The following is a 17,878-nucleotide window of genomic DNA, read 5'->3' on the forward strand; positions in this document are numbered from 1 at the left end:
CGGCCCGGTGCCGAGGTGGGGGTGGGCCGCCGCATGGGCGTTCCAGGCCACTTCCAAGCCGCGCAGGCTGGCGGCGGGGCTGAGCTGGGCGAAGATCAGGGCGAGCAGGTGATCCCACGACGAGAAGCACTTGTCGTAGGCGTCGGCCCCGTGGCGGGCGACGCTCCGGGCGATCTGCTGACGATCGAGCCCTTCCAGCAGCTGGGCAAAGCGGGTATCGCTCGGGTGCATGTCCTGCCCGGATGTTCGTGTCTCGACAACCGGACAACTCCCGGATCACCTCCGGCGTGGCAGGGCATGCACCCACACCAGATTTTTCCCCGGACAGCCCTGCGCCCGCGGGGAGAGGGGAAGATCCGCGCCTCCTCCTGCATCGACGGAGCATCGGCTCCGCGGTCCCTCAACCAGCCTCACGCCCCGCCATAGATCGGGAACCGCCGGCACAGCGCCAGCACCTCCTCCCGCACGACCGCCAGCCTGGCCGCGTCGTGGGGGCCCGAGACCACCCGGCCGATCCAGCGGCCGACCTGGCCGAATTCCTCCACCCCGAAGCCCCGCGCCGTGCCGGCATTCGAGGACAGGCGCAGGCCCGAGGGGGCCTCGGGCGGGCGGGTATCGAACGGGATCTGGTTCTTGTTGACCGCGAGGCCCGCCGCCTCCAGCGCCTCGGCGGCCACGTCTCCGGTGATACCCTGCGGCGAGAGGTCGACCAGCATCAGCCCGCAATCGGTACCGCCGGCGACGAGGCGCATCCCGGACTCGGCCACGCTCGCGGCGAGCGCCCGGGCATTGTCGAGGACCGCCTGGTTGTAGGCGCGGAATTCCGGCCGCAGGGCCTCGCCGAAGCAGGCCGCCTTGGCGGCGACGGCGTGCATCATCACCGAGCCCTGCACGCCCGGGAAGATGCCGTGATTGATCCGGTCCGACAGGGCGGGGTCGTTCCACAGCACCAGCCCGCCGCGGGCGCCGCGGAGGGACTTGTAGGTGGTCGAGGTGACCACGTGGGCGTGCGGGAAGGGATGCGGATAGAGCCCGGTGGCGACGAGGCCGGCGAAATGCGCCATGTCGACCATCAGCAGCGCCCCGACCTCGTCGGCGATGGCGCGCAACCCCGCGAAATCGAGGGCGCGGGCATAGGCCGAGCCGCCGGCGACGATCATCCTCGGCCGGTGCGCGCGGGCGAGCGCCGCGACGGAATCCAGGTCCACCCGCTCGCTGTCGCGCTCCACGCCGTAGCGGACGATCCGGTAGTCGCGGCCCGTCAGGGTCGCCGGATGGCCGTGGCTGATATGGCCGCCGGCCTCGACGCCCATCGACAGGATGGTGTCGCCGAGCGCCAGCAGGCCGAGGAAGACGCTCGCATTGGCGTTCGAGCCCGAATGCGGCTGCACGTTGGCGAAGCGGCAGCCGAACAGCCGCGTCGCCCGGGTCACCGCCAGGGCCTCGATCGCGTCGGCATGCGCGGCGCCGCCGTAATAGCGCCGGTAGGGCAGGCCCTCGACGGTCTTGTTGGTCAGCACCGACCCTTGAGCCTCCAGCACCAGCCGCGAGACGATGTTCTCCGAGGCGATCAATTCGATCCCGTCCCGCTGCCGGGCGAGCTCGCCGCGGATCGAGGCGGCGAGCTCCGGGTCGGCGTCGAGGCCGCAATCGAAATAGCCGTCGTGGAGGAGGCGCATGGTCGAGGGTCCGGCCGGTGGCAGGACCCGAGTGTCGGGCTTGCCCGATCCGCCCGCAAACGGGATAAGCTGCGGCTCAGGCCAAGCTTTTCTTGGCCTCGCACGCTTGAGGCCTCGCGATGGATCCGGCCGGCCGGGCGGCCCCGCCCTCCCTCAACGCCCTGCGCGCCTTCGAGGCGGCGGCGCGCCACGGCGGCTACGTCGCGGCGGCCCGGGAACTGCACGTCACCCCGGCGGCGATCGGCGCCCAGGTGAAGGGGCTCGAGGCCTGGCTCGGCCGGCCGCTCTTCCACCGCCGGCCGAACGGCCTGTGCCTGACCCCCGAGGGCAGGGCGGTGCTGCCGTCCCTGACGACGGCCTTCGACGCGGTGAACCAGGCGGTGCGGGTGATGCGCGCGGTCGGAAGGCCGCGCAGCCTGACGCTCGCGGCGCTGCCCTGCATCGCCCAGCTCTGGCTCGCCCCCCGGCTCCCGGGCCTGCAGGCCGCCTTCGACCTCGACGTCGCGATCCTGACCCGGGACGACCCGCCCGACTACGCCCGCGAGCCGGTCGATCTCGGTCTGTATTTCGGCGAGGCGCCCGCCGGCTGCACCGCCGTGATGCTCGCGCAGGACGACCTGTTTCCGGTCTGCGCCCCGTCGCTGGCGGCGGCGTTGCGCCACCCGCGGGATCTGGGCGGGGCGACGCTCCTGCACGATTCGGTCTGGCGCGAGGACTGGCCGCGCTGGCTTGCCCGCTACAGTACCGGGGCCCTGCGCCCGGCGCGGGAGGCGGCGTTCTCGCTCTATGGCATCGCGCTCGACGCCGCGCTCGCCGGACACGGCGTGCTCATCGGGCACAGCGCGCTGGTGGGCGAGGCGCTGGCCGCCGGGCGGCTCGTCGCGCCGTTCGGGGATCGGGTGGTGGCGGGGGCGCCGCTGCGGCTGATCGTGCCGGAGGGCGGGGAGGGTGAGCCGCTGGCGGGGGTGATCCGGTGGTTGAGCGGGGGCGAGAACCCGCTCGACTGCCGGAACGCTCTCGTTTGACCGCGGCCAGAGGACCGCACATCCTCGCGCGTTCCCAACGTCGCGTCCGACGCGACGAACGGTGCGAGCGATGGCGCAGAACATCTACGACGATCCCGATTTCTTCGACAGCTACAGCCGCCTGAACCGCTCCGTGCACGGCCTCGACGGCGCACCGGAATGGCCGGCGATCGTGGATATGCTCCCGGACCTGCATGGCCGGCGCCTGGTCGATCTCGGCTGCGGGTTCGGCTGGTTCTCCCGATGGGCGCGGGAGGCGGGCGCCGCGTCCGTGCTCGCGCTCGACCTATCGGAAAACATGCTCGCGCACGCCAGGGCCGACACGGCCGATCCGGCGATCGTCTACGCCAAAGCCGACCTCGAGACCCTGGACCTGCCGCGGGGCGAGTTCGACCTCGCCTACAGCTCGCTCGCCCTCCACTACGTCGCGGATTTCGGCCGGCTCGCCCGCACGGTTTTCGACGGGCTCGGGCCCGGCGGGCACCTGGTCTTCAGCATCGAGCACCCGATCTTCATGGCGTCGAGGAAGCCGGATTGGCTCGTGCGCGAGAACGGCCGCCGGTCGTGGCCGGTCGATGGCTACGCGAGCGAGGGCGCCCGGACGACCGACTGGCTGGCCCCGGGCGTGGTCAAGTACCACCGGACCCTCGGGACCACGCTCAACCACCTGATCGAGGCGGGCTTCGCCCTCCGCAAGGTCGTGGAGTGGTCTCCGAGCCCGGACCAGCTCGACGCGCAGCCCGCCCTGGCCGACGAGTTGGAGCGGCCGATGATGGTGCTCGTCGCGGCGCGAAGGCCGTGAATGGGCCGGGCTCGACGGCCGCCGGTCTTGCCGGCCGGGCTCAACCGCTAAGCCTTCCCACCCACCTCCGGCAACGGCGCCTCCACCCGCGCCACCACCCCGCCCGGCCGGTACTCCACCTCCGCCGTGCCGCCGATCTCGGCGGCGAGCACCCGCTCGATCATCCGCGAGCCGAAGCCGCGCCGGGTCGGGGCCGAGACCGGCGGGCCGCCACTCTCCTCCCAGCGCAGCCGCAGGCGCCCGTCGGGGGTCACCTCCCAGGTCAGCAGCACCCGGCCCGCCTCGGTCGAGAGCGCGCCGTACTTGACCGCGTTGGTCGCGAGTTCATGCAGGGCCATGACGAAGGCGAGCGCCAGCCGGGGCGGCAGGCGGACCGGCGGGCCCTCGATGGTGAAGCGCAGGCCCGCGCCGGTACGGAACGGGCGGAGAGCCTCGTCGGCGATCTCCGCCAGGGTCGCGCCCTCCCAACTCTCGCGGGTCAGGACGTCGTGGGCGGCCGAGAGCGATTGCAGGCGGGCGTTGAAGGCGGTGCGCGCCTCATCGAGCGAGGTGGCGTGGGTCAGGGTCTGGTTGGCGATCGACTGGATCGTCGCCATCGAGTTCTTCACCCGGTGGTTCAGTTCTTCGGCGAGCAGCGCCCGGTGCTCGTCGCCGCGCTTGCGCTCGGTCACGTCGATCGTCACGCCGGCCATGCTCAGCGGCACGCCGTCGGCGTCGTAGAAGGGCTGGCCGCGGATCTGCAGCCAGCGCACCTCGCCGGCCGGCGTGCGGATCCGGTACTCGATGTCGTAGTCGCTGCGGGTCTCGATCGACTCCCGCACCGCCGCCTGCATCCGCTCGCGGTCCTCCGGCAGGATCGCGGCGAGCAGGTCGTCGTAGGTGAACGGCTCGCTCGGCTCCCGACCGACATTGGTCTTGCAGCTCTCCGACGCCATCAGCCGTAGGCCGTCGAGATCGAGGGTCCAGGAGCCGAGGCGGGAGGCCTTGAGGATGAAGTGCAGCCGCTCCTCGCTCCGCCGCAGGGCGAGCGAGCGCCGCTCGATCTCCCGCTCCAGGGCGTCGCGGTCGCGCTGCAGCCGCACCAGCCGGTCGCGCTCCAGCGTCACGTCGAATTGCGAGGCGAAGAAGTAGGTAAGCCGCCCGTCCTCGTCGAAGACCGGCGAGACCAGCAGGCGGTTCCAGAACGCCTCGCCGGTCTTCTTGTGGTTCAGAAGGTCGATCTCGACCGGGACCCGGCGCGCGATCGCGTCGCGGATCCGCGCGACGTCGGCGGGGTCGGTTTCGGGCCCTTGCAGGAAGCGGCAGTTGCGGCCGACGATCTCGTCCCGGGCGTAGCCGGTCAGCCGCGTGAAGGCGTCGTTGACGAAGACGATCGGGTTGTCGGGCTGGTGCGGATCGGTGATCACCATCGGCATGCGCGTCGCCCGCACGGCGGCCGCGAACGGATCGGGACTGGCGCCCGTCCGGATCAGCTCGGTCGCGATGCGGCTGTCGTCGCGGCGCTCGGTCACGCTGGCGTCGCCTCCTGCGCGGGGGACCGGGTGAGATCCCTCGCTGTCACGTCGGTTGTGTCATCGCCAACGGTCCGGCGTCGCGCAACGCCCGCGATTGCTGCAAAAGCGCGCATCCGGCGCATCCCTCACGGATGCGGCTCCGGAAAGCCGTGGCGCGCGTGCAGGGCCCGCAGGATCCCGTCCTTGTCGTCGGTGAAGCGCAGCTCGCCGTGGCGGCCGGTGGCGAGCGCCTCCGGCGCGTCGGGGGCGAAGACCAGGAGAGGCAGCGTCTGGTGGTCCTCGCCGAGGCGGTCGATCAGCGCCTGCCGCGGGCGCGGCCAGGGCAGGCGCGTCACGTCGAGGCGCGCGGCGAGGGCGGGAAAGCCCGCGAGCACGCCTTCGATCAGGGCGCAGTGCCAGCAGTAGAAGCGCCGGCCCGGATAGGCCGGGTCGGCGAAGTCCGGCGCCAGCAGGTAGAGGTGGTCGCGCAAGACCGTCACGCTCCGGCGTTCACACGTCCTGGCGCGGCAGCATCCGGTCGAGCAGGGCGTCGCGCCGGGCGATCAGGTGCCAGGCGGTCGCCAGCACGTGGAGCGCCACCAGGGCGTAGACCGCGTACTGGCCGGCCAGGTGGATCTGGTCGGCGAGCTTGGCCACCGCCTCGTTCTTCGCCATGAAGGGCGGGATCGGGAACAGGAAGAAGTACTGCGTGGTGTTGCCGGCCGCCGCCGACATCACGAAGCCGCTCAGTGGCATCAGCAGGAACACGAGGTAGAGCAGCCAGTGGTTGACCCGGCCGAGCACGGCCAGGCCCTTCGGCACGAACACCTCCGGCGGGGCCGGGTGCCAGGCCCGCCACAGGATGCGGAGGGCGACGATGGCGAAGATCGTGATGCCGACCGACTTGTGGAGCTGGAAGTAGAAGCCCTTGGCCGGGCTCGCCGGCAGGCTCGTGGCGATCCAGGCCAGCGGCAGCACCGCCAGCACCAGGGCGGCGGTGAGCCAGTGCAGGCCCTGCGCCACGGAAGAGTAGCGCGGCTGCTCGACGCGGGCGATCGGAGCCGGCGCGCGGGTGGACAGGTCGAGCATCCGGGGTGGTCCTCACGGGGCCGCCGTCGCGGCGGGGGCTGGTCTACCCCCGCAGGCTAGACACTGCGCGACGCATGGTCACCCTGGAATCGCTCGAATGCCCGTGCATGGACGCGGCGTCAGATCGCCGCCGCCGGATCGCCCCCGAGGGGATTGCCCTCGTCCTCGTTCCGGTCGTCGTCTCGGCGCTCGCGCCGGCGCCGGCGGCGTCCGCCCTCGGCGAGGGACTGGGCCAGCGCCCGGAACGGCGCGGTCAGGCGGCGCACGTCCTCGGCGCGCTCCATGAAACGCTCGCCGTTGCGGATCTCGCGGTCGAGCGCCGCCATGGTGCGGGCGAGCGCCGGGTCGTCGTCCTCGAGCCACACCTCCATGACGCGGGCAAACGCGATCACCACGCCCTGGAGCTTGACGCGGCCGAGCGGGCCCTCGGTGCTGATGCCGGCCGAGGCCAGCATGAAGCGCTGCGAGTTGAGCGCGACCTGGTTGAGGGCGGCGAGCGACAGGGGATCGCCGCGCAACGCGGCCGTGATCCGCCGCAGGGCCGGCTTGTAGGGGTCCATCGCGTCGAGGCGGCGCATCAGCACGTCGAACAGCCGCTCGCGGGTCGGCTCGTCGTCGAGGTCGTCGCTGGCGCCCTCGAGCACCTGCTTGTCGATCATGCGGGCGAAGCCGCCGAGCACCGCACCCTTCGACGGGTAGGCCTCGCGGAACTCGCTTAAGCTCACCCCGGCCTCGCGGGCGATGTCGGCGATCTCGATGTCGTTCCAGGGCTGCTCGGCGGCAAGCCGCATCAGCGCTTCGACGATCGCTTCCCGCGGCGGCAGGCGGGCGGCTTCCGGCGCGCCGCCGTGCTGCTTGCCGGACGGCGTGTCGCCAGATGCCGTGCCGTCGGACACCTTGGGGGTGCGGGCCATGGATGGACGCTCCGATACCGTTGAGGCTTGAGAGGGAGCGCTCCCGCGCTCCCCGAGGCGGCTCACCGCCCCGACCGCCTATCTAGGGATCGGCCCGGCCGCCGGGCAGGGGGCCGCGGCGACGCGCCCGGGTGAGGTCCCGGCGGCGTCAGCCTGCCAGTTCCCCGGCCCGGTTCTTCGCCGCCGCCACGGCCGCGCGCATCAGGGGGCTCAACCCGTCCTCGGCCATCAGCACGCCGAGCGCCGCCGCGGTGGTGCCGCCCGGCGAGGTCACGTTCCGGCGCAACGTCGCCGGCTCCTCGGGGCTCTGCCCGAGAAGCTCGCCCGCCCCCGCCACGGTCTGGCGGGCGAGGCGCGCCGCCACCTCGGCCGGCAGCCCGGCGGCGACGCCCGCACTCGCCAGGGCTTCGGCGAGCAGGAAGACGTAGGCCGGGCCCGACCCTGAGACCGCCGTCACGGCGTCGATCAGGTCCTCGCTGTCCAGCCACTCGACGAGGCCGATGCCCGAGAGGAGCGCGTGCGCCGTGCGGCGCTGGTCCTCGGCGGTCTCCGGCGAGGCCGCGGCGCCGGTGGCGCCCCGGCGGATGCTCGCCGGGAGGTTGGGCATCGCCCGCACCACCGCGCGGGCGCGGGGCAGGCGGTCCTTGAGGTTGGCGATGGTCTTGCCGGCGAGCACCGAGACCACGACCGTGTCCGGCCCGGCGAGGGGCGCCACCGTCGCGGCGGCGGCCTCCAGGCCCTGCGGCTTGATCGCCAGGACCAGGGCCTCGGGCTCGGCCGGGTTCTCGGGGTTGAGGGCGATCCCGTGGGCGGCGCAGAGTGCCGCCATCGCGGGGGCGGGGTTCGGATCGACGACGGCGACGCGGGCGCCCGGCAGCCCGTCGGCGAGCCAGCCCTCCAGCATCGCGCCGCCCATCTTGCCGGCGCCGACCAGGACCAGCGAGGCGGGCAAGACCAGCGGAGCAGGCAAGGCTCCGCTCACGCCTCGCCCTCGGTCTCGAACAGCACGGCGTCGAGGGCCTCGCGGGCGCTCTTGCCGGCCCAGATCACGAACTGGAACGCCTGGAAGTAGCGCTCGCAGGCCTCGACCGCGGTCTTCAGCATGGTCTCGCACTGGCCGTGCGTCGGCTCGGCGCCGCCGGTGAGCAGAAGCGCGTGGCGGAACATCACCACGTGCTCGCTGTTCCAGAGGTCGAAATGGCCGACCCAGAGCTGCTCGTTGACGAGGGAGACGAGCCGCAGCACCTCGTTGCGCCGCCGCTCCGGCACCTTCAGGTCGAAGGCGGAGGCGACGTGCAGCGCCTCCACGTCCTCGATCCACGTGAAGGCGACGTGGTACTCGGCCCATCGGCCCGCCACCGCCACCGACATCTCGTCGGTCTCGGCACGATCGAAGATCCAGTCCCGGAGGGAGGCGAGGCGCTCGACGACATCGAGCGGGTGCTCGGCGCGGTTCAGGTCGTCGATGTTGAGCTGGGTCATGGCGATCCAAGTTTGGCTCGTCCGAGCGGGAAACAGCTGCGTCAGCGAACGCGGCGAGTGTCGTCTTCAAGGCAGATCGCGACCCGGGCACGGTCAGGGCGTGCAGGCGAAAAGCTTAAGTTCCGACTTGTCTCCCCAGAGCGGCTGCGAATCAGGGCGTGACCCACTATAGCCCGGGCGAGTCGAGGGACTCAAAGCGGAAAGCCGCGGTGGCGGCGGCGTGCCGCCGGCTATCCACCGAAGCTTCCTGTGCACAAGCGGGACGGGCCCGGACGAGGATCAGGCGGTCGCCGTGCCGCCGGTCGGGATGCCGGTCGGCGCAGTCTTGGCGCCGGGGGCGGCTTCCAGCGCCGCGACGCGGGCGGTCAGCGCCTCGTTCTGGGCGCGCAGGGACGCGACGAGATCGCGCAGCACCTCGACCTCTTCGCGGGTCGCGACGTCCATGTCCCGCAGCAGGCGCTCGACCTGCGCCTTGACCATGGTCTCGGCCTCGCGGCGCACACCCTGGGCCGCGCCGGCGGCGTCGGTCATCAGGCGGGCGAAGTCGTCGAACAGGCGGTTCTGCTGCATGGAAAAACTCCGGGGCTGGTCGGTGGTGCACAGCCCTAATGCATTTCAACCCGGAATGGGCCCCGGTCCGGGCTCCCCATCGCGCGAAAATGCGGCACCATCGCGATCGGACCGTTTGTGGCCGCTTCGGTTGCGCGACGGTGTCGCGGGCGGGGCCCAGCAACAGACGGTTGCACAATGATGGCTTCAAGCAAAACCCGGTCTCGGGCATAAGGCGAAACCGTGAGCACGACACCGCACATCCTGATCGTCGAGGACGATCGCGAGATCAGCACGCTGGTCGCCCGCTATCTCCGTGGCAACGATTGTCGGGTCTCGATCGCCGGCGACGGCCGCGAGATGGACCGGCTCCTGGCCGATTCCCGCGTCGACCTCATCGTCCTCGACCTGATGCTGCCGGGCGAGGACGGCCTGTCGATCTGCCGGCGCCTGCGCGCCGCCTCCGGCATGCCGATCCTGATGCTCACCGCGAAGAGCGAGGAGATCGACCGGATCGTCGGGCTCGAGATCGGGGCCGACGACTACCTGGCCAAGCCCTTCAACCCGCGCGAACTGCTCGCCCGCATCCGGGCGATCCTGCGCCGCGGCGCCGCCGCGCAAGGGAGCCGCGACGACGAGGGCGTGCGCCGCCACGCCTTCGCGGGCTTCGTGCTCGATGCGGGCCTGCGCCAGCTCCTCAACCCGGAGGGCGCGCAGGTGTCGCTCACCGGCGCCGAGTTCGACCTCCTGCACGCGATGTGCCTGCGGCCGGGCCGGGTGCTCTCCCGCGACCAGCTCCTCGACCTGACGCAGGGGCGCGCGCCGGGGCCGTTCGAGCGCAGCATCGACGTGCTGGTGAGCCGTATCCGCCAGAAGATCGAGCGCGATCCGCGCAACCCGGAGATGATCAAGACCATCCGCTCCGGCGGCTACCTGTTCACCCCGGAGGTGGTCTCGACATGACGGGCGTTTCCCCATGACGGGCAAGGGGCCTCTGCCGGGCCGCATCGCCGGGCAGCTCGCCCTGCTGGTGGTGGCGGCGATCGTGGTCACCCACGTCGTCGTGACCGTGGCCTTCCTGCTGCTGCGCCCCGAGCTGCGCCGCTCCGACGAGCGCCCGAGCGCGCTCGCCAACCGCCTCGTCACCGTCGTCCACATGGTGGCGGCGGCCCCGGCGGAGGACCGGGCCGACGTGGTGGCGGCGGCGCGCCACAGCGCCTCGGCGCTCCACCTGACCCTCTTGCCCGTCAACGAGCCGAACGCGCCCGGCCCGTCGAGCGCCGACGTGCCGGAGATCACGGGCCTGCGGGCAGCGCTCGGGCCCGGCTACGGCGTCTCGGCCGAGCACCAGCCCGCCGGTGCGCTGCACCTGCGCATCGCCGGGCCGGGCGGCCTCCAGCTCGCCGCCGACCTGCCGCCGCTGCCGCTGCCGCACCCGCCGCTGACCAGCGCGGTGCTGATCACCCTGGTCTTCCTCGCGCTCTCGCTGACGCTGCTGTCGATCTGGGCGACGCGGGCGCTCACCGCGCCGCTCGCGCGGCTGGCCGAGGCGGCCGAGGCCTTCGGCACCGCGACCGAGGCGAGGCCGCTGCCGCAGCGCGGGCCGGAGGAGGTGCTGGCGGTTTCCCGGGCGCTCGGCCGGATGCGCGACCGGGTCCTGCGGCTCATCGACGACCGCACCCACATGCTGGCGGCGATCAGCCACGACCTGCGCACGCCGATCACCCGCCTGCGCCTCCGGGCGGAGTTCCTGGAGGACGAGACCCTGCGCCGGCAGTTCCTGCGCGACCTCGACCAGATGAACGCGCTCGTCGAGGCGGCGCTCTCCTTCGTGCGCGACGGCCAGCCCCGCGAGGGGCAGCCCCGGGCGGATCTCGGCCTCGTCGACCTCGCCTCGGTGGTGCAGACGGTCTGCGACGGCTTCGCCGATATCGGCGAGGCGGTGCGGGCCGAGGAAGTCCGGGACGAGGACCTGCGGCCGGCCCTGGTGCGCGCCTCGTCGGGCGAGCTGCAGCGGGCGCTCACCAACCTCATCGACAATGCGGTGAAGTATGCCGGCGGCGCCACCGTGCGCCTCGTCGAGGCCGGGCCGGGCCGCGTCGCGGTCGAGATCCTCGACGAGGGGCCGGGCATCCCGGAGGAGGAGCGCGCCCTGATGCTCCAGCCCTTCGTGCGCGGCGACCGCGCCCGCACCCTCAACGAGGCCGGCGGCTTCGGCCTCGGCCTGTCGATCGCGAGCGCCATCGCGCAGTCCCACGGCGGCACGTTCAGCCTGGAGAACCGGGTGCCGCAGGGCCTGTGCGTCCGCCTCGAACTGCCGCGGGCGGCCGGTGCGGTGCCGCGCCCGCCGGCGGCCCGGGCCGCCTGAGCCGGCGTACCGGTCTGCTCGGCTCGGACATACTCGGCTTGGACATACTTGGCGAAGATGTAATCTCTCGTTGCGGCATGCTGCGGCGCAACGAGCGGAAACCATTCTCCCGCGCCGGCGAAAGATCTCTTAAGCGGCGCCGGCCGCAACCTGCCTCGCGTCGGGGACGACCGGTCGTCCCCGCCCACACGCGAGGTCTCACGCCCCCATGACGACCGTCTCCGCCTCCAGCGCCGCCGCGCTGGTCAACCCGCCCAAGGTCGAGCCGAAGGCCGGCGCGCACAAGCAGCGGCTCCTCGACCAGATCTCGGCGCAAGCGCAGGCCGGCAGCCTGAGCGCCACCGACGCGAGCGCGCTGACGAGCGCAGTCCAGGACATCGATCAGGCGATGTCCAGTGCTTCGGGCACGTCCGGCACATCCGGCGCCCGCCTCGATCCGGCGCAGGCCAAGAGCCGGATGGACGACCTCATCGGTGCCGAGGTCACCAAGGGCACCCTGACGAGCGACCAGGCGACGACGCTCAAGTCCCTGCTGTCGTCTCAGAGGGGCGGCGGCCAAGGCGGGGATCGGGGCGGCGTCGGCGGCGCGGGCGGTCCTCCCCCCGGGCCGCCGCCCGCCGGCGCGGCGGATGCGACGGATGCCACCTCCGCGACCGACGCGGCCTCGAGCGCCAGCGACCTGCTCGCGGGCTTCCTCAAGCAGCTCCAGGCCACGCAGGCGCAGTGCCAGGCGAGCGGCTACGGCGCGAGCGGCAGCACCGGCACGCCGAAGGGCAGCCAGGCGGCGGTGTTCGACTTCACGGTGTAGGCGCTCACCGCGCCAGCTCGCGCAGGCCGAGACGGATCAGGGTCTTGGCCTCCATCGCCGCCGCGCCCTCGCCGGCCCCTTTCAGCGCCGCGGCCACCGCCGCCGAGGCCTGGACCTGGGCGTAGCCGAGATTGACCAGCGCCGAGATCGCGTCGGCGACCGGCTGGGGCGCGGTCTTGTCCTCCACCGCCCCAGTGAGCTGGATCAGGGCCGGATCGACGGGGGAGAAGGCCGGGGCCTTGTCCTTCAGCTCGGCCACCAGCCGGGCGGCCAGCCGCGGGCCGACGCCGGGGGCTCGGGCGACCGCACCCTTGTCGCCGGTGGCGATGGCGGTGGCGAGGTCGCCCGGCTCCATCACCGAGAGCACGCCGAGGGCCACCCGGGTGCCGACGCCCTGCACGGTCTGGAGCAGGCGGAACCACTCGCGCTCCGCATCGGCCCGGAAGCCGTAGAGGCGGATCATGTCCTCGCGGACGTGGGTCTCGATCGCCAGCTCCGCCGCCTCGCCGGTGGGCGGCAGGCGCTGCAGCGTCCGGGCCGAGCAATGCACCACGTAGCCGACGCCGTGCACGTCGAGGATCACGAAGTCCTCGCCGTAGGAATCCACCACGCCCTTCAGCTTGCCGATCATCGCCCGTCGGATCTCCGGCGGGCCGACAGGGCCCGGATCCCGGGCCATACCCAGCCCGGCCCCGGCCCACAAGGCGGCGCGATGCGGCGCGTCGCCCCGTCGACGGCGCTCAGCTCAGGCGGCGCAGATAGGCCCGGCGCAGGCTCTTGCCGATCTCGCGGCCGAGTTCGAGCAGCAGCATGTCGACGATCTTCAGGAGGAACGGCCGGTCCGCCGTCACCAGGGCCTCGCGGGCGGCGATGCAGGCCTCGGCGGCCTGTTCCAGCGGGCAGTCCGGCCGCGCATCGACGCAGTGGCCGTAGGCCGTGTCGCTCAGGGCGCTGCCGGTCATGTCGACGAGGATGCCGTGCGCCCGAGCCGGGCGGCCGTCGCCGTCGCGCTCGTAGCGGGCGCGGGAGAGCACCCACAGGGTCCGGCCGGCGGCGTCCCGCACGCGGAATTCGGCGACGAACGAGCCGCCCTCCGCCGCGCCGTGCTGCATCCGGGCGATGACGGCGTCGCGGTCGTCGGGGTGGATGCAGGCGGCGAAGACCCGCAGGGGGGCGCCCTTGGCCAAGCGGTCGAGATCGGCCCCGAACAGACTGCCGGCGACGTCGTCGGCATGCATCCGGTCGCGGGCGATGTCCCACGACCAGGTGCCGACCATGTCCGCCGTCATCGGCGGGGCCGGCCGCACCCTTCCGGCGCCGCGTCTTCCCTCGACGTCCCCGATCATGATGGTCCGCAGCCCCTTCGCCTCGCTCGACACCCCCCGGTGGTCGGGCCTGTCCCGGCCTTGTGCGCTTTGCCGGCGAGGCCGGTCAATGCAGTCAATTTCCGGTGGCTGGGCCGGCCGAGCTTCGCCGGGTGCGATATCCGGCGCTCCGTGGCGGTGCGCGGGCGACGAGGCGGACCGGCAGATCGTCCCGCACCGCGGCCGTCACCACTCTCTCACGATCCGGCCTTCCGTGCGATCCGGCGCCAAGGACGCTTTCGGTTCACGAACGTCGTCACGATTTTTTTGAGTTTCGCGCGTGGCGGGCAAACTAAAGGCAAGTACGAGGTGCCGCACCCGGCGCCCGTTACGGCGGGTGACGCCATGGTGTGTCCGCAGGGCCCGGCCGAGGTGCTGACCATCCTGCGGGATCTGCGGGAGATCGGGCGGCGGCAGGTCGAGCACCTGGCGCGGATGGCGGAACGCGTGCGGGTCACGGGCGAAGTGGCGAAGGCCCAGACCGATCCCCTGCGCAGCATCATCGACCGGTAGCAGGTTATCCCTGAGCCGGACCGTCGACAGGCACGGGTGACGCGCCGGACTCCGCTCGCCGCCAGCCCGGTCGCCCGACCGATCTTCCAGGACCCGAGACCCCGCCTGCAGCCCCGCCGGCAGCCGCCCGCGGGGCTTTTTGGTCAAGCCGCTGGTCGCATTTTCTGCAAAACAGATGACTCTACAGATTACGGTCAAGTAAAACGATGTTACGAGATGTATAATAGAAATTAATGCTAAAACCTTGTGATATTAGATAATTTATCATGCCGTCAATTTTCTCTCGCCCTACTGCCCAATAATGAATTTCTATCAGGATCAACCTAATTGAACTAAGGTCGGCGCCATTTAGCAAATCAGCTTCGCCGCCTTCAATATCACAGATTATTACGTTTGCCTGATGGTCAGCAATTTTGTCTTCAAGACATACAAGCGGAACCCTCACCACGCTTGCGATATCTGAATCGCCGGGTTTCACGAATAATCTGGACGCCCAAAAATCACGGGAGACAAAAAAGTCGATTTCCGTTTCATCGTTCAACCAGCGGCTGCGGTTGCGCATAACGCCCACATTCGCGCTGATCTCACCCATTCCGTTGGCATCAAAATTGCGGCGGGCATCCGCCACGATGGCTGGATTGGCGTCGTAGGTCAAAACACTGGACGGACAAACAACGCCTGCTGCTGTCATGGATACCATACCAACGGCGGTTCCAATCTCAAGCACCCTATCCTTTGAAAGCAGAACTTCCTTGACAATTTTGCGTTCGGCATCCTCGTATCCACCGCCGTCTAAGGCTTTCACAAGGCTTGTAGAATATTTATTTGTATCAACAAATACAGCGCGCGAGTCAATATATGTGATATGACCGGTGCGTCCCTCAATCAGTCTTTGAGTTGCTGCCGCCTTCTCGGCAAGCAAACGTTGTTTCGTTTGTGCCATTTGATCGCGCAGCAGTGCTGACTCTTCGGGATCAGGTTTATAGCCCAGCACCTCGCATTCGCGGAAATGAAGATATCCGGGATCGTCTTTCCGTATTCTCACAAATCGAGCTAATAATTTGCCGCCGAACTTAGCTTCATATGGGTGATCGTCATCGCCGCCGAATGTTGCATTGTCATTTTTGCTGAAGATTGACAGCCAGCTATTTGGAGCTCCAGTGGGCGATATTAAAATTGAAAATTTACGAAATCTATGCGCGTATTCCCGACGATTAAAGAGGCGTAATTTTTCGATTACTATATCTTCTCCAAGATCGACCTGCCACCATGGTGACGTTTCATTATCCGTGTGGAAGAACCGCGAGCTCGTGGTGTCGCCATTGGTCGCAACGCTGGCATCGACCTCGGTGATCTGTGACGATGACCACTGCGACACCGAACTTTGGTTGGCCGGCTTCCCGAGGGCAAAATTGAAGGCGTGAGGTGAAGTTGCATTCATAGAAGCGCCCCGTTTTGGTACGGGTATAGCCCATCGGGCCACCCGGAAAACGTCTGACTCAGAACGTCGCCAGCAGCGCCATCTTGACCGCATCCCGCAGCCTGTATGAGCCGCCAGGGTGGTGGTGCGGAGTGACGTCGCCGCCGAGCCGGCGTCGCATCCTCCACCGCCAGTTCTCCTGCCGACCACGGGTGATCAAGGACGGTCGCGGCGACGTCAAGGCGCTTGTCGCCGATCTCGATGATGGCCGGCGCCGATGGGTCGGCCAGGTCGGCGGCGATCGCCGTCTCCCACCCACCCGCGCGGCTTGCGCCCCACAGGGATTTTCACTAGGAACCAGGGCATCGGGGCGTAGCGCAGTCTGGTAGCGCATCTGGTTCGGGACTAGACGGCCTTCTTTGAAAAGCCGTTGTCCGACAGAGGTTTATCATCCGCCCCCTCCGTAGAATTGGGACTTTTCTGGTGATCCGCGTCGCGGTGCCGAGCGGTTACCGCCTCCATGGCGCGCCTCACGTCCTCGTCTTGGACGTGCGCGTACTTGGCCGTGGTGGTGATGTCCTCGTGCCGCAGCAGCGTCTGCACCACCTTGAGGTCGCCGCCGGCGCGCAGGAGTCGTGAGGCCGCGGTGTGGCGGTTGTCGTGGAAGCGATAGTTCGCAACCGCCGACGCCGGCAGCGAGCGGCGCCACACGGTCTTCATGCCTTCATAGCTGATGGGTAGCACATCGCCCGCCCGGCGCAGGCCCCGCTTCTTCTGGACAGTGTAGGTGAACACCGCCTCGGCATGGCGACCGCGCAGCGGGAACAGCAGGTCACGCATCGCGCTCGAGAGCGGGATCTTGGCGACCTTGCCACCCTTGCCGCGGATCTCGACCGTGCGGGCCGCCCAATCGATGTCGTCCCAGCGCAGGCCGATGCACTCCTTCAGCCGGCAACCGGAGATCAAGGCGAACTCGACCACGACCCGGAACTCGGCCGGCAGCGCGGCCAGCAGGCGAACCTCCTCCTCGTCGCGCAGCTCGCGCACCCGCTCGCGCGGCACCGGCAGGGCGTGTGCCTTCCACGAGATGGCGCCGATGGGCTGGTCCCAGGCGTCTCGGGCCCGGAGCAGGATCGCGCGCAGCGGTTCGATCACTGTGCGATTCACCGTGGCGTTGCTTACCAGGCGCGGTGGGGCAGGGGGCTTGGTCGATTTCTTCCCCTCGCCCTGGCGCGGCGTCTTCCGGCGCACCTTCCGTGCCTCGCCCCTACGCGCGGCGACGAGGGAGGCGACCTGGGCGTTGCCGATGTCCTTGATCAGGATCTCGCGCCCGAGCTGCGTCACGATCCAGGCAATCGCCGCGTCGAGGGTCCTTCGGGCGTTGGTGCTGTAGAACGCCCCGCGCTCGTCCCAGAACCGGGCCGCGGCGACGTCGAGCGTCATTGGCTCGCCCTTCGTCTCGACCGCCGTTAGCGCCTCACGTTCCAGTTTGGCGCGGACCTGATGCTCTACGCGCTCGGCGTCCCGTTTCGTTCGGCATCGCGTCGAGCCATGAACCCGATCACCTTTGAACCAGAAGTCGTACTAGTAGATTTCCGAGATGAACTTGCCGTTTTTCTTGGGACGATAGACGGACATGGCGCGCTCCGGGTGCGCTGAGACTCGATGAACGCGGCGATGTCGTCAGGGTGGAACAGGCGGCGGCGATGCAAGCCGTGACCATAGGCGATGTGCTGGATCGCGCCGGCGCGCATGTAGCCGCGAAGCGTCTTGGCCGACATGCGCAGGCAGGTGAACTGCCCCGGGTTTTTCGGAGGCTTGTTGGCTTGGGTCAGGAGGCCAAGGCTTGGTCGCCGACGTGAGCATGATAGCGCGCTTCGGCCTCGGCGGGAGGGACGTTGCCGATGGGCGCGACGAGGCGACGGTGGTTGTACCAGTCGACCCACTCCAAGGTGGCGTACTCGACGGCCTCGAAGGAACGCCACGGGCCACGCCGGTGGAGACCTCCGCCTTGAACAAGCCGTTGATCGTCTCCGCCAAGGCGTTGTCGTAAGAGTCGCCGACGCTGTCGACCGACGGTTCGATCCCTGCTCCAGCCAGGCGTTCTGTGTACCGTAGAGCCAAGTATTGCGAGCCACGGTCCGAGTGATGCACCAGTCCGCTGCCCTGGACGGGACGACGCTCGTGCAGGGCCTGCTCCAGGGCATCCAGCACGAAGCCTGCGTGTGCACGACGTGATGCTCGCCAACCAACGATGCACCGGGCGAACACATCGATGACGAACGCCACGTACACGAAGCCCGACCACGTCGCTACGTAGGTGAAGTCGCTGACCCACAAGGCATTCGGTCGGGGAGCCTTGAAGTGGCGGT

The 17,878-nt window shown here is 70.0% G+C and carries 19 protein-coding genes and 1 pseudogene; 6 read left to right on the forward strand and 14 right to left on the reverse strand.

All coding sequences use genetic code 11. The annotated features are described in order from the left end of the window. Together BM430_RS33000 and glyA are read right to left on the reverse strand one after the other, a co-directional pair. The coding region (locus BM430_RS33000) for a DUF4372 domain-containing protein (protein WP_143132209.1) at positions 1 to 231 on the reverse strand (231 nt) is incomplete at its 3' end. Between the two features lie 179 nt (positions 232 to 410). Further along, entirely contained in the window at positions 411 to 1,679 is a 1,269-nt protein-coding gene (gene glyA, locus BM430_RS33005; RefSeq protein ID WP_093571409.1) for a serine hydroxymethyltransferase, read from the reverse strand. 119 nt (positions 1,680 to 1,798) lie between these two features. On the opposite strand from glyA, the gene BM430_RS33010 reads away from it, so the two are divergent. Both BM430_RS33010 and BM430_RS33015 read left to right on the forward strand, forming a co-directional pair. After that, positions 1,799 to 2,704 carry a LysR family transcriptional regulator gene (locus tag BM430_RS33010; protein WP_093571410.1) on the forward strand — a complete coding sequence of 302 codons (906 nt, stop codon included), beginning with the start codon at positions 1,799 to 1,801 and terminating at the stop codon, positions 2,702 to 2,704. 70 nt (positions 2,705 to 2,774) lie between these two features. After that, entirely contained in the window at positions 2,775 to 3,506 is a 732-nt protein-coding gene (locus BM430_RS33015; RefSeq protein ID WP_093571411.1) for a class I SAM-dependent methyltransferase, read from the forward strand. Positions 3,507 to 3,553: 47 nt separating this feature from the next. Here BM430_RS33015 and BM430_RS33020 read toward each other — a convergent pair whose 3' ends face one another. The 7 genes from BM430_RS33020 to BM430_RS33050 all read right to left on the reverse strand — a co-directional run bounded on the left by BM430_RS33020 (position 3,554) and on the right by BM430_RS33050 (position 9,054). After that, positions 3,554 to 5,017, reverse strand: coding sequence for an HWE histidine kinase domain-containing protein (locus BM430_RS33020; RefSeq protein ID WP_093571412.1), 1,464 nt, complete (start codon positions 5,015 to 5,017; stop codon positions 3,554 to 3,556). A gap of 128 nt (positions 5,018 to 5,145) precedes the next feature. Next, entirely contained in the window at positions 5,146 to 5,499 is a 354-nt protein-coding gene (locus tag BM430_RS33025; protein WP_093571413.1) for a DUF3088 domain-containing protein, read from the reverse strand. 10 nt (positions 5,500 to 5,509) lie between these two features. Then, on the reverse strand, positions 5,510 to 6,088 hold the full coding sequence (locus BM430_RS33030) for a cytochrome b (RefSeq protein WP_093571414.1): 579 nt from the start codon (positions 6,086 to 6,088) through the stop codon (positions 5,510 to 5,512). Positions 6,089 to 6,207: 119 nt separating this feature from the next. Beyond that, complete coding sequence (locus BM430_RS33035; RefSeq protein WP_244539779.1) at positions 6,208 to 7,002, reverse strand: TetR/AcrR family transcriptional regulator; 795 nt, start codon at positions 7,000 to 7,002, stop codon at positions 6,208 to 6,210. Positions 7,003 to 7,150: 148 nt separating this feature from the next. After that, a complete protein-coding gene (gene proC / locus BM430_RS33040; protein WP_280142301.1) occupies positions 7,151 to 7,984 on the reverse strand; it encodes a pyrroline-5-carboxylate reductase in 834 nt (277 codons plus the stop codon). After that, positions 7,981 to 8,484, reverse strand: coding sequence for a type III secretion system chaperone family protein (locus BM430_RS33045; RefSeq protein ID WP_048466719.1), 504 nt, complete (start codon positions 8,482 to 8,484; stop codon positions 7,981 to 7,983). Before BM430_RS33045 ends, proC begins: the two co-directional genes overlap by 4 nt. A gap of 279 nt (positions 8,485 to 8,763) precedes the next feature. Then, positions 8,764 to 9,054, reverse strand: a complete 291-nt coding sequence (locus tag BM430_RS33050) for an accessory factor UbiK family protein (RefSeq protein ID WP_093571416.1) — start codon at positions 9,052 to 9,054, stop codon at positions 8,764 to 8,766. Positions 9,055 to 9,276: 222 nt separating this feature from the next. Between BM430_RS33050 and BM430_RS33055 the strand changes: the two genes are divergently transcribed. From BM430_RS33055 to BM430_RS33065, 3 genes are all read left to right on the forward strand, one after another. Then, entirely contained in the window at positions 9,277 to 9,996 is a 720-nt protein-coding gene (locus tag BM430_RS33055) for a response regulator (RefSeq protein ID WP_093571417.1), read from the forward strand. 13 nt (positions 9,997 to 10,009) lie between these two features. After that, entirely contained in the window at positions 10,010 to 11,401 is a 1,392-nt protein-coding gene (locus BM430_RS33060) for a sensor histidine kinase (protein WP_093571418.1), read from the forward strand. A gap of 208 nt (positions 11,402 to 11,609) precedes the next feature. Beyond that, positions 11,610 to 12,209 carry a hypothetical protein gene (locus BM430_RS33065; protein ID WP_093571419.1) on the forward strand — a complete coding sequence of 200 codons (600 nt, stop codon included), beginning with the start codon at positions 11,610 to 11,612 and terminating at the stop codon, positions 12,207 to 12,209. Positions 12,210 to 12,213: 4 nt separating this feature from the next. On the opposite strand, the gene ruvA is transcribed toward BM430_RS33065, so the two are convergent. Together ruvA and BM430_RS33075 are read right to left on the reverse strand one after the other, a co-directional pair. Next, positions 12,214 to 12,840, reverse strand: coding sequence for a Holliday junction branch migration protein RuvA (ruvA, locus tag BM430_RS33070; RefSeq protein ID WP_093571420.1), 627 nt, complete (start codon positions 12,838 to 12,840; stop codon positions 12,214 to 12,216). Between the two features lie 109 nt (positions 12,841 to 12,949). Continuing rightward, on the reverse strand, positions 12,950 to 13,498 hold the full coding sequence (locus BM430_RS33075) for a PAS domain-containing protein (RefSeq protein WP_210188476.1): 549 nt from the start codon (positions 13,496 to 13,498) through the stop codon (positions 12,950 to 12,952). Positions 13,499 to 13,918: 420 nt separating this feature from the next. On the opposite strand from BM430_RS33075, the gene BM430_RS34990 reads away from it, so the two are divergent. Beyond that, positions 13,919 to 14,086, forward strand: coding sequence for a hypothetical protein (locus tag BM430_RS34990; protein ID WP_177303252.1), 168 nt, complete (start codon positions 13,919 to 13,921; stop codon positions 14,084 to 14,086). 181 nt (positions 14,087 to 14,267) lie between these two features. On the opposite strand, the gene BM430_RS34435 is transcribed toward BM430_RS34990, so the two are convergent. The 3 genes and pseudogenes from BM430_RS34435 to BM430_RS33095 all read right to left on the reverse strand — a co-directional run. Next, positions 14,268 to 15,527, reverse strand: coding sequence for an FkbM family methyltransferase (locus BM430_RS34435; protein ID WP_177303253.1), 1,260 nt, complete (start codon positions 15,525 to 15,527; stop codon positions 14,268 to 14,270). Between the two features lie 384 nt (positions 15,528 to 15,911). Then, entirely contained in the window at positions 15,912 to 16,949 is a 1,038-nt protein-coding gene (locus BM430_RS33090) for a tyrosine-type recombinase/integrase (RefSeq protein ID WP_093571422.1), read from the reverse strand. 388 nt (positions 16,950 to 17,337) lie between these two features. After that, positions 17,338 to 17,878 (reverse strand): annotated as a pseudogene (locus BM430_RS33095) (IS3 family transposase); the annotation flags it as partial.

Origin of the sequence: Methylobacterium sp. 174MFSha1.1 (genome assembly GCF_900116815.1) — a bacterium.
In the GTDB taxonomy this organism is placed as follows: Bacteria; Pseudomonadota; Alphaproteobacteria; order Rhizobiales; family Beijerinckiaceae; genus Methylobacterium.

Bases quoted from the DNA above. Each gene is read 5' to 3' on its own strand.
- glyA (WP_093571409.1), bottom strand. From the start codon at position 1,679: ATGCGCCTCCTCCACGACGGCTATTTCGATTGCGGCCTCGACGCCGAC.
- BM430_RS34435 (WP_177303253.1), bottom strand. From the start codon at position 15,527: ATGAATGCAACTTCACCTCACGCCTTCAATTTTGCCCTCGGGAAGCCG.
- BM430_RS33010 (WP_093571410.1), top strand. From the start codon at position 1,799: ATGGATCCGGCCGGCCGGGCGGCCCCGCCCTCCCTCAACGCCCTGCGC.
- BM430_RS33035 (WP_244539779.1), bottom strand. From the start codon at position 7,002: ATGGCCCGCACCCCCAAGGTGTCCGACGGCACGGCATCTGGCGACACG.
- BM430_RS33050 (WP_093571416.1), bottom strand. From the start codon at position 9,054: ATGCAGCAGAACCGCCTGTTCGACGACTTCGCCCGCCTGATGACCGAC.
- BM430_RS33015 (WP_093571411.1), top strand. From the start codon at position 2,775: ATGGCGCAGAACATCTACGACGATCCCGATTTCTTCGACAGCTACAGC.
- BM430_RS34990 (WP_177303252.1), top strand. From the start codon at position 13,919: ATGGTGTGTCCGCAGGGCCCGGCCGAGGTGCTGACCATCCTGCGGGAT.
- ruvA (WP_093571420.1), bottom strand. From the start codon at position 12,840: ATGATCGGCAAGCTGAAGGGCGTGGTGGATTCCTACGGCGAGGACTTC.
- BM430_RS33045 (WP_048466719.1), bottom strand. From the start codon at position 8,484: ATGACCCAGCTCAACATCGACGACCTGAACCGCGCCGAGCACCCGCTC.
- BM430_RS33090 (WP_093571422.1), bottom strand. From the start codon at position 16,949: ATGACGCTCGACGTCGCCGCGGCCCGGTTCTGGGACGAGCGCGGGGCG.
- BM430_RS33065 (WP_093571419.1), top strand. From the start codon at position 11,610: ATGACGACCGTCTCCGCCTCCAGCGCCGCCGCGCTGGTCAACCCGCCC.
- BM430_RS33060 (WP_093571418.1), top strand. From the start codon at position 10,010: ATGACGGGCAAGGGGCCTCTGCCGGGCCGCATCGCCGGGCAGCTCGCC.
- BM430_RS33030 (WP_093571414.1), bottom strand. From the start codon at position 6,088: ATGCTCGACCTGTCCACCCGCGCGCCGGCTCCGATCGCCCGCGTCGAG.
- BM430_RS33075 (WP_210188476.1), bottom strand. From the start codon at position 13,498: ATGACGGCGGACATGGTCGGCACCTGGTCGTGGGACATCGCCCGCGAC.